The following is a 9,483-nucleotide window of genomic DNA, read 5'->3' on the forward strand; positions in this document are numbered from 1 at the left end:
GCCCGGGCCCGCACGCGGCGATGCTGCTTGCCGACCTCGGCGCCGACGTGCTCCGCGTCCAGCGCCCCGGAACACTGCCCGACCCGAACCGCCACGCCGACGCCCTACTGCGCGGTCGGCGCGTGGTCGAAGCCAATCTCAAGAATCCGGCAGACCGGGAAACCATCCTTAACCTGGTCCGCAAGGCCGACGTCATCGTTGAAGGGTTCCGTCCCGGCGTCATGGAACGCCTCGGCTTTGGCCCCAGCGATCTGGAAGCCGTCAACCCGGCGCTGATCTACGGCCGGATGACCGGTTGGGGCCAGGACGGCCCGCGCGCCGACCTCGCTGGCCACGACATGAACTACATCTCGCTGACCGGCATGTTGCACGCCATCGGTCGCCCCAACGAGAAGCCGACCCCGCCGCTCAACCTGGTTGGCGATTTCGGCGGCGGCTCCATGTTCCTCGTCGTCGGCATCCTCGCCGCCCTCGTCGAGCGTGCCTCCTCCGGCAAGGGCGAGGTGATCGATGCTGCGATGTGCGACGGCGCCTCGGTGTTGGGCCAGATGATGTGGGCGTTCCGCGGCACCGGGCTGTGGCAGGACCGTCGCGGCGTCAACCTCCTCGACACGGGAGCACCGTTCTACGAGGTGTACGAGACCTCCGATGGCAAATGGATGGCGGTCGGAGCCATCGAACCGCAGTTCTATGCCGAACTGATTAAGGGTCTCGAGCTGGATCCGGCGTCCCTGCCCGGCCAGATGGACGTCTCGAAGTGGGGCGAATTGCGTCAGATCTTCATCGACACCTTCAAAACGAAGACGCGCGACGAGTGGGCGGCAGTCTTCGACGGTACCGATGCGTGCACGTCGCCGATTCTGGACTTCACCGAAGCACCGGCCGACCCGCACCTGGCAGCACGCGGCACCCTCGTTGAGATTGACGGGGTGATGCAGGCGCAGGTGGCACCGCGGTTCTCGCGGTCTGCCACCGAAACCCCCACCGGGCCGGCCCGCACGGCCACCGACCCGGCTGCCGTCTGGCAGGACTAACCCGACCACAAATTGGGGAGGTGTTGGCTTCGGGTGCGGAGCCAACACCTCACCAATTTCGTTCGTCTAGAGACGTAATTATGCGTCGGCCCGCGCGCGAGGCGCTGACCTCGAATTAGAACGTGTTACTGTGACGGAAAATCAGGTTACGAGAGGTACTACCATGGGTCAGTTCGACGGTCAGGTCGTCTACATCACGGGCATCGCCCGTGGACAGGGACGCAATCACGCCATCCGTTTTGCACGTGAGGGCGCTTCCATTATCGGCATGGACATCGCGGGACCGGTCGCCGATCACATGACTTACCCATCGTCGACAACCGACGATCTCGCCGAGACCGTGCGCCTGGTCGAGGCGGAGGGCGGCAAGATCCTGGCTCGGCAGGGCGATACCCGCGACCTCGCTTTCCAGCAGCAGTTAGTCGCCGATGGCGTTAAGGAGTTCGGTCGCCTCGACCACATTGTCGCCAATGCGGGCATCTTGACGTGGGGCCTCACGTGGGAACTCACCGAGGAGCAGTTCACCGACGTCATCGATACCAACCTCGTCGGCACCTGGAAGACGCTGAAGGCTGGCATCCCGGCGATGCTTGAGGCCGGTAACGGCGGCAGCATCACCATCATTTCATCGGTCGCTGGCCTCAAGGCGATGCCGGTCCAGGCGTCGTACTCGGCGTCGAAGTTCGGCCTGCGCGGCCTAGCCCAGACCGCCGCTAAGGAACTGGGCCCCAAGCACATTCGCGTCAACACGGTGCACCCGTACGCGGTCTTCACGCCGATGGGCCTGGAAGATACGTCGGCCATGAAGGCCTTCGAGGAATACGGCATGCACTTCCCGTCGATGCTGAACCATTACCCGGTCGCCTCCGTCGACGACCTCTCCGACGCCGTCCTCTACCTCTCCACCGCCCAGTCCGTCACCGGCGCCGAATTCCAAATCGACATGGGCCACTCCAAGGTCTAGTTCGGAGCCCGGGCCTCCGGCCTCCGGCCCTGCATTTCCCTTTTCTGTCACGATTCGACCAGACCGTCACCGATCGCCACGATCGGTGACGGTCTGGTCGTTCCGGATTCCGGATTCGCGACAGAAAAGGGACAACGAACCTGTGGACAACCTCGAAAGACCCGCGAATCCGTCCACAACCAGCCCTTTTCAAGTTCGACGACGACCCGCAGCAGCGACCCTATCGTCATGGATTACCACGGGGGAGTTCTTAGAAGACGCGCGCTCTTCGCTCAGGGTGCGACGAAACACCAGATCGACAGGGCTGTCCAAGAAGGCCTCGTCAAACGCCTTCGCTGGGGCTGGTACGCAATGACCGACGCCGACGAGACGGTGGTCGAAGCAGTTCAACGCGGCGGCGTCCTCAGTTGCATCTCGGCCCTAAAGTGGCACGGCGTATGGGTCCGCGATCTCACTAACAAGCTCCATATCCGAGGCAATTCGCAGGCGCATCGAAAGCACAATGGCTTCTGCACACAATTTGGGCGTCCGGAACCCGAGGACACCGCCGTCGACAGCGTCTACGTCGCCCTGCGCCACGCGGCCCGGTGCATGGATGATGAGTCCTTTGTGGCCGCCTGCGACTCGGCGCTTAACCAAGGCATGATCTCACCAGAATCGCTCTCGTCAGCCTTCGACAAAGCGCCACCGCGAATTCACCGGCTCATCGAGAAGTGCGACCGTCTCGCCGCCTCGGGACTGGAAACCATTGGCAGACTGCGTATTTCGAAGATGGGCGTGCCGTACCGGTCGCAGGTATATCTGCCTGGCGTGGGTTACGTCGATGGCCTCGTGGGCGACCGCCTGATTATTGAGTACGACGGCCGACAGCATCGCGAAGACCCCAACCAGTACCACACCGACCTCGATCGAGACTTCGTCTCCGTCAGCGACGACTACATCACCGTCCGACTGACGTCGAAACATCTTTTCGATCACTGGCCCGTCGTCGACCGTCGGCTACGTAAGATTTTCCAGGCCGGCCTCCACCTGAATAGGCGTGACTGAGCCGACGAAGGTGCGGCGTCGTCGTGTGTCATTAGGCGACTAGAGCCTCATCCGCACCATGGGCCCCGTCGCCCCGTGTCGCTTGTCCCTTTTCTGTCCCGAAACCTGGCCGCGAGACGACCAGACCGTCACCAATCGCAGTGATCGGTGACGGTCTGGTCGAATCGTGACAGAAAAGGGAAATTGGCCCCGACCTACGCGCCGAAGGTGCGTTCGAACCCTTCGGGGATGATGAGGTCGTCGCGGCTGAGGTCGGCGACGTCGGACTTGCCGAGGCCCATGAGTGATGAATCGACACCCATGCGCATCAGGTCGAGGACGTTTTCGACGCCGGTCTGGCCGTTCGCGGCGAGGCCCCACAGGTAGGCGCGGCCGATCATGACGGCCTTCGCACCCAGCGCGAGGGCCTTCGTGACGTCACTGCCGCGGCGGATACCGCCGTCAAGGAGCACGTCGACGTCCTTGCCAACCGTGTCCGCGATGGGGCCGAGGACGCGGATGGTCGCCGGGGTGCCGTCGAGGTTGTTACCACCGTGGTTCGACACCGAGATGGCCGTGGCACCGATGTCGACGGCACGCTTGGCATCGTCAATGCGGGTGATGCCCTTAACCATGAACTCGCCACCCCACTGCTCGCGCAGCCACTGCAGGTCTTCCCAGGTGGGAGGCGGGGTGTTCATCCACTGGCCATAGACGTCGAAGAACGTGGGGCCGGGCTCGCCGCGGTGGGCGATGTTCGGCGCACCCAAGTCCGGGATCAGCAGCTTGCCGTCACGGAACCAACTCATCGCGTAACTGGGCTTGGTGATCATTTCCGGCGCCAGCTTGGCGACCGCCCGCAAATCCACCTGCTCCGGGATTTCTGGACTACCCCAGTCACGACCGACGTTGAACACCCAGTCTGTGGTGACGATCAAGCCCTTGCAACCGGCTTCGCGAGCACGGTTAGCGCGCGCCAGAATGTCTTCGCGGCTGCCCAGCCAGTAAATCTGGAAGAACACCTTGTCGTTGACGGCGGTAACTTCCTCCACCGGCTTCGACGCGAAGCTCGACAGTCCCATCGCGGTTCCACGATTGGCTGCGGCTTGGGCCACCGCGACCTCACCGTCCGGGTTAACAGCCTGGACGCCGGTCGGGCTAATCATCACCGGGAATGGGAGTTCCTGCCCCATCACCGTGGTGGTGAGATTGCGCTCGGGGGTGGCGCCGATAACGTGCGGTGCAAAGCCGAGCTCGTTGAAGGCCTCAACGTTGTCGTTGACGGTGATGCCTGCCTGGGTACCCGCCACCAACGACGAGTAGACGGTCTTCGGCAGTCGCTTCTTGGCACGACGCTGGGCTTCCCCGACGGTCTCGAACCAGGGGTTCCGACGCCAGGGGTTCTTCTCCATCAGTTCGGAGAATTTGGACATGATGAGATCTCCCTCAGGGGGTGTGGTGATGAAAACAGGTGCGGTAGAACGCAAGCCCTACGGTGTTTACCTTGTGCGTTTACCTACGACTGGGGCGCAAACCCGGCGAGCGGGTTCTCGTCGCAGTCGCGTGACGGCGGACGCGTCATTAAGGTCAGCGGAACTCCGCGCGAGTGGTCCTTGTTGGCGGTCGGTTTCGACCGGTCGCCAGCCAGGAGTTCCTCGCCATAACCCTGCACGCATTCCGGGTCGGGACCGTCGAGTGGCAGCCCGGTGAAGAATTTCGCCGCCATGCAGCCACCGCGACAGGAGTCGTAGTGATTACAGCTGGCGCACGCCCCGGCACTCTGCGGTTCACGGAGTTCAGTGAACAGTTCGGACCGCTGCCAGATTTCCTGGAAGCCCCCGTCGGTCGTGATGTTGCCAGCGAGAAAGTTCTCGTGGATGGCGAACGGGCAGGCGTAGACGTCGCCGATGGGGTCGATCAGGCACACGACTCGACCAGCGCCGCACAGGTTGAGGCCCGGCAGGGCTCCGCCGGCTCCACCGAATGCCGACAGGTGGAAGAACGAGTCGCCGGTCAACACGCGATCACCGTGCGCGACGAGCCAGTCGTACAGTTCACGCTGCTGCTCCGGCTGCGGGTGCAGGTCGTCCCAGACGTCGGCGCCACGGCCGGACGGACGCAGACGAGTGATGCGCAGCGTCGCACCGTAGCGGTCGGCGAGAGCCTTAAACTCGTCGAGCTGCGAGACGTTGTGGCGGGTCATCACCACGCTGATCTTGGCGTCGCCGAAGCCAGCATTGGACAGGTTCTCGAGTGCCTTGACGGCCATGTCGAACGAACCGGCACCGCGCACGGCGTCGTTGACCTCGGCGGTCGCGCCGTCGAGCGAGATCTGCACGTCGACGTAGTCGGACGCGGCCAACCGCTCGGCAACTTCTGGAGTAATACGCAGCCCGTTGGTCGAGAACTTCACACCAACCTGGTGGTCGGTCGCGTAGTCGACGAGTTCCCAGAAGTCCGGGCGCACGGTCGGCTCGCCGCCACCGATGTTGACGTAGAAGACCTGCATGCGCTGCAGTTCGTCGATGATCGCCTTGCACTGCTCGGTCGACAGCTCACGCGGGTCACGCTTGCCCGAACTCGACAGGCAGTGCACGCACGACAGGTTGCAGGCGTAGGTCAGTTCCCACGTCAGGCAGATCGGCGCGTCGAGACCCTTTTCAAATTGGTCGACGAGACGCCCAACCTGGGGGGTGACCCCAACTTGGGAGGTGACGGGGCGGGTTTCCACAGTGGTCACGGGTCACTCCTCGGTGAGGGATGGTTCTGCGGCGAGCGAGGGCTCAGCCGGGATGATCATTCCGGAGTCGGCGAGCGCCGAGAGCGCTTGCACGTACAGCGGACGGTCGGCGTCGACAATGCCTGCGGCAACGAACGCCGCCTCAGCGCTGTCGGCGCCGTCGAGCGACTTTACGAGCGAGACGACGACAAGGTTTTTGAGGAACGACAGCTTGCGTGTTCCGAAGTGGTACAGCAGCGCGCCGAAGGGTTCGGGGCGCAGCGCCACCTTCGGGTTGAGCCGCCAGGCGCGGTCGAGATTGAAGGGAGCACCGCTTCCGGTAGCCGCAGGGCTACCGGAAGCAGGCTTTGATGGTGCCGTCATCAGTAGACGCCACACATCCCGTCGATGGACACTTCTTCCACCAGTGATTCAGCAACGAGATCGTGCTGAGTCGTGTTTGCCTGATCGGCCATTTGAACCAACCTCCTTAATGGGTCCTGATGTGGTTCGCTTCACACCATAATGGCACTGGGTGCATAATCTCTAGTAGTTGGGCAAGAAAATTGTGACCAGACCCCCGCAAAGGGCGAATAACCTGGAAGGATGCCAGCAATGACCAGATCTGGGCGGAGCGGAATCCTCGGCGGTCGGCCTGCAGCCACCACGCGAGGACGGTTGTCCAGCATCGCGATTGACCTGTTTACCGAAAATGGGTTTGACGAGACCAGCGTCGACGACATCGCCTCCGCAGCCGGCATCGCCCGTCGCACACTGTTCCGTTACTACCCGTCGAAAAACTCACTTGCCTGGGGCGAGTTCGAGGAACACCTCGACGGACTACGCGACCTCCTCCACACCAGTCCCGACGATGCACCCCTTGGCATCGCCTTGCGCGACGCGCTCATCGCATTCAATGTGGTGCCCGACTCCGAGCGCGAAGAGCATCGTCGTCGTATGTCGCTACTACTGGAAGTCCCTGCACTGCAGGCACATTCGATGCTGATGTACGCGGATTGGCGACACGTGATTGCCGAGTATTGCGCCGACCGCCTGGGAACGGCCCCCGAGGCCCACCTCCCCCAAACCATCGCGTGGCTAACTCTCGGCACCGCATTGTCTGCTTACGATCAATGGCTACTCGACCCGGACTCCGACCTCACCGAGCTCCTGTGGGCGGGCAGCGAGATCCTCATCAACGGTGTGTCGTCCCTGGTGACGACAGCAACCAAGCACGCAGCATCCCACTAGCCGGAATGAACTCGATTGCATCTTTGTTCCACTGATATCCTGTTATAGAACACGTTCTATTTTTGTTCCCGGGCTTCGTGTCGGGATCGATTCCACAGAGAGTCCAGCAATGACCGAACTGACCCCGCACAGCACCCGGAGTGCCATCCTCACCGTTTCCGAGGTGATCGATGAGACGGCCGATGCGCGCAGCATCGTCTTCGACATCCCCGACGTGCATACGGAAAAATTCGCTGACTACCTGCCCGGACAGTTCCTGACTCTCCGCATCCCGAGTGATCAGACGGGTTCGGTGGCGCGCTGCTACTCGCTGTCGTCGGCCCCCGGCCACGACAAGCTCCCGAAGGTCACCGTCAAGCGGACGGCCGACGGCTACGGATCGAACTGGATCTGCGACAACCTCGCCGCTGGCGTGCAGGTCGAGGCCCTACCGCCGTCCGGCGTGTTCACGCCCGCCAACTTCCACACTCCCCTGCTGCTCATCGCGGCGGGTTCGGGTGTGACCCCGGTGATGTCGATCCTGAAGCACGCGTTGCAGACCGGGACCGGCAAGATCACCTTCTTCTACGCCAACCGCAGCGAGAACGACGTCATCTTTGCCGAAGAATTGCGCGAGCTGCAGGCCAAGTATCCGGCACGACTGACCGTGCTGCATTGGCTTGAGTCGGTTCAGGGCCTGCCCAGCGACCGCACCTTGGCAACCCTCTTTGCTCCGATGGCTGGCACGCATACTGCATACATGTGCGGTCCGGGCCCGTTCATGGACGCGGCTCACAGCGGCCTGCTGAAGAGCCGCTTCGACACCAAGAACATCCATGTCGAAATCTACAACTCACTCTCTGGCGATCCGTTTGAAGACGTTGAACTGGGAGAGGTTTCGGCTGAAGAAGCCGCGGCCGCCGCTGAGGTCGAGGTGGAACTCGATGGCGAAACCCACACCCTGGCGTGGCCGCGGTCGCGCACCCTCGTCGACGTCATGCTGTCGGCGGGCCTCGACGCACCTTACTCGTGCAAGGAAGGCGAGTGCGGTTCGTGCGCTTGCACCCTCGTCGAAGGCACGGTCGACATGGAGGTCACCGGTGCCCTCGATCCCGACGACATCGCCGACGGCTACATCCTCGGCTGCCAGGCCCGCCCGACGGCAGACAAGCTCAAGATCGAGTTCTAGCCCCCGGTCGATCATCTTCGACGACGTAGACTCCGGCCATGAGCAATGATCGCCTGGCCCGAGTCTTGTCGTTGATCCTGTTGGTGCCCGGAGTCCTGCACTTCGTCGCGCCCAAGCCCTTCGACTCACTGATCCCGAAAGAGATCCCGGGCGATCCACGCGCCTGGACGTACGCCTCAGGTGCCGCCGAAATCGTTTTGGGCACAACGATTCTGAACCCGCGATCGCGGCGAACCGCTGCGGGCCTCGCGGCCATGCTGTTCATCGCCGTCTTCCCCGCCAACATCAACATGGTTCGTACATGGGTCGACAAGAGCCCGACACTCAAGACTCTCGCGTGGGCCCGACTTCCCCTGCAGATCCCGCTGATCGTCATCGCGCTAATCGTGCGGCGCGGAGCACGGAAACCCGCTGCTGACGCCGCGTCTGCGTGATTCAGCGGAGAGCACGAAAGTACGACCGCTGTTCCTTCGACAACCGCTCGATCGAGTAGGACAGCGCGGTCCGACCCATCCGTGCGGCGTTGGCTTCCAGGAATTCCAACAGGACCTGTTCGTCCACGCGCTTGCCGACTTCGCGCAGCATCCAGCCGAAAGCCTTCTGGATGAGGTCGCGGCGGTCGTCGATCACGAGGGTCGCGACGGCCAGGAGCGCGTCGGACCGTCCAGCCAGGATGAACGCCTGCGTGCCGATGATGCCGACCCGACGTTCCCATAGAGCTTCAGATGATGCCCAGACCAACAATTCATCGAAGCTGTCCGAGCGCACCAGCCAATCACCGAGCAGCACCGCGGCCGAGCAGTCGACGAGGTCCCAGTTGTTGACACGTCCCGCGCGCACGGCGTCCCGGTAGAGAGCAACCCAGGCCTCGCGGTCGTCGAGCCGACGATAGTTCTCCGTGGCCACGAATAGCGCGAGCATCCGAACCTCGTGAAAATCGTTGAACAGCAGTTCCCTAACCACCGGAGCTGGAAGCCCACGTAAATGCTTCGCGTACGACCGCAGCGCTGGCACAGCGAGCCCGAGAAACCGATCGCCTTCGCCGTACTCCCCCGGGCCCGTCTTGAAAAATCTCTGCGACGACGCCGCGCGCTCAACGGTGCCCGCCGCTATCAAGGTCGTCACGATGTCCGCAGCACTGGAACTAGACCCCAGCACCTTCTGAGATGTACCCACAACGCACCCCGATCTCAAAAAGTCCGATTTCCACCGACCTTATCGGCACATTTCTGTCACTTGAGGCCGCCCCTCGCCGACCTAACCGTCACCGATCGGGATGATCGGTGAAGGTTAGGTCGAATGGTGACAGAAAAGGGGCGCA

At 62.7% G+C, this 9,483-nt stretch carries 11 protein-coding genes; 6 read left to right on the forward strand and 5 right to left on the reverse strand.

Annotated elements, in window-relative coordinates; all coding sequences use genetic code 11:
- The 3 genes from WBA38_RS10245 to WBA38_RS10255 form a co-directional block, all read left to right on the forward strand.
- On the forward strand, positions 1-1,034 hold a 1,034-nt coding region (locus WBA38_RS10245), incomplete at its 5' end, for a CaiB/BaiF CoA transferase family protein (protein ID WP_424322649.1).
- A 163-nt stretch (positions 1,035-1,197) separates the two neighbouring features.
- A complete protein-coding gene (locus WBA38_RS10250; RefSeq protein WP_424322650.1) occupies positions 1,198-1,998 on the forward strand; it encodes a mycofactocin-coupled SDR family oxidoreductase in 801 nt (266 codons plus the stop codon).
- A 228-nt stretch (positions 1,999-2,226) separates the two neighbouring features.
- Positions 2,227-3,045 (forward strand): hypothetical protein, encoded by an 819-nt coding sequence (locus tag WBA38_RS10255; protein ID WP_424294470.1) that lies wholly within the window; start codon positions 2,227-2,229, stop codon positions 3,043-3,045.
- A 194-nt stretch (positions 3,046-3,239) separates the two neighbouring features.
- On the opposite strand, the gene mftD is transcribed toward WBA38_RS10255, so the two are convergent.
- From mftD to mftA, 4 genes are all read right to left on the reverse strand, one after another.
- Positions 3,240-4,457: a pre-mycofactocin synthase MftD gene (gene mftD / locus WBA38_RS10260; protein WP_424294469.1), complete on the reverse strand. Its 1,218-nt coding sequence runs from the start codon at positions 4,455-4,457 to the stop codon at positions 3,240-3,242.
- 83 nt (positions 4,458-4,540) lie between these two features.
- The gene (mftC, locus tag WBA38_RS10265; RefSeq protein ID WP_424294468.1) at positions 4,541-5,764 is read right to left on the reverse strand and encodes a mycofactocin radical SAM maturase; all 1,224 of its coding nucleotides are present in this window, start codon (positions 5,762-5,764) and stop codon (positions 4,541-4,543) included.
- 3 nt (positions 5,765-5,767) lie between these two features.
- Complete coding sequence (gene mftB, locus WBA38_RS10270; protein ID WP_424294467.1) at positions 5,768-6,127, reverse strand: mycofactocin biosynthesis chaperone MftB; 360 nt, start codon at positions 6,125-6,127, stop codon at positions 5,768-5,770.
- The gene (mftA, locus tag WBA38_RS10275; protein WP_424294466.1) at positions 6,127-6,219 is read right to left on the reverse strand and encodes a mycofactocin precursor MftA; all 93 of its coding nucleotides are present in this window, start codon (positions 6,217-6,219) and stop codon (positions 6,127-6,129) included. Before mftA ends, mftB begins: the two co-directional genes overlap by 1 nt.
- Before the next feature lie 139 nt (positions 6,220-6,358).
- On the opposite strand from mftA, the gene mftR reads away from it, so the two are divergent.
- The 3 genes from mftR (at position 6,359) to WBA38_RS10290 (ending at position 8,596) form a co-directional block, all read left to right on the forward strand.
- The gene (gene mftR / locus WBA38_RS10280; protein ID WP_424294465.1) at positions 6,359-6,994 is read left to right on the forward strand and encodes a mycofactocin system transcriptional regulator; all 636 of its coding nucleotides are present in this window, start codon (positions 6,359-6,361) and stop codon (positions 6,992-6,994) included.
- A gap of 109 nt (positions 6,995-7,103) precedes the next feature.
- Complete coding sequence (locus tag WBA38_RS10285) at positions 7,104-8,162, forward strand: 2Fe-2S iron-sulfur cluster-binding protein (RefSeq protein WP_424294464.1); 1,059 nt, start codon at positions 7,104-7,106, stop codon at positions 8,160-8,162.
- Between the two features lie 38 nt (positions 8,163-8,200).
- Positions 8,201-8,596: a DoxX family protein gene (locus WBA38_RS10290; RefSeq protein WP_424294463.1), complete on the forward strand. Its 396-nt coding sequence runs from the start codon at positions 8,201-8,203 to the stop codon at positions 8,594-8,596.
- 1 nt (position 8,597) lies between these two features.
- Here the strand turns inward: WBA38_RS10290 and WBA38_RS10295 are convergent, their stop codons facing one another.
- Entirely contained in the window at positions 8,598-9,290 is a 693-nt protein-coding gene (locus WBA38_RS10295) for a DNA alkylation repair protein (protein ID WP_424322651.1), read from the reverse strand.
- Positions 9,291-9,483: the final 193 nt, after the last annotated feature.

The sequence above is a fragment of the Gordonia sp. (in: high G+C Gram-positive bacteria) genome (assembly GCF_049647785.1).
Classification (GTDB): Bacteria; Actinomycetota; Actinomycetes; order Mycobacteriales; family Mycobacteriaceae; genus Gordonia.

Coding starts and splice junctions, on each gene's coding strand:
- WBA38_RS10250 (WP_424322650.1), top strand. CDS start 1,198: ATGGGTCAGTTCGACGGTCAGGTCGTCTACATCACGGGCATCGCCCGT.
- WBA38_RS10285 (WP_424294464.1), top strand. CDS start 7,104: ATGACCGAACTGACCCCGCACAGCACCCGGAGTGCCATCCTCACCGTT.
- mftB (WP_424294467.1), bottom strand. CDS start 6,127: ATGACGGCACCATCAAAGCCTGCTTCCGGTAGCCCTGCGGCTACCGGA.
- mftA (WP_424294466.1), bottom strand. CDS start 6,219: ATGGCCGATCAGGCAAACACGACTCAGCACGATCTCGTTGCTGAATCA.
- mftD (WP_424294469.1), bottom strand. CDS start 4,457: ATGTCCAAATTCTCCGAACTGATGGAGAAGAACCCCTGGCGTCGGAAC.
- mftR (WP_424294465.1), top strand. CDS start 6,359: ATGACCAGATCTGGGCGGAGCGGAATCCTCGGCGGTCGGCCTGCAGCC.
- WBA38_RS10290 (WP_424294463.1), top strand. CDS start 8,201: ATGAGCAATGATCGCCTGGCCCGAGTCTTGTCGTTGATCCTGTTGGTG.
- WBA38_RS10255 (WP_424294470.1), top strand. CDS start 2,227: ATGGATTACCACGGGGGAGTTCTTAGAAGACGCGCGCTCTTCGCTCAG.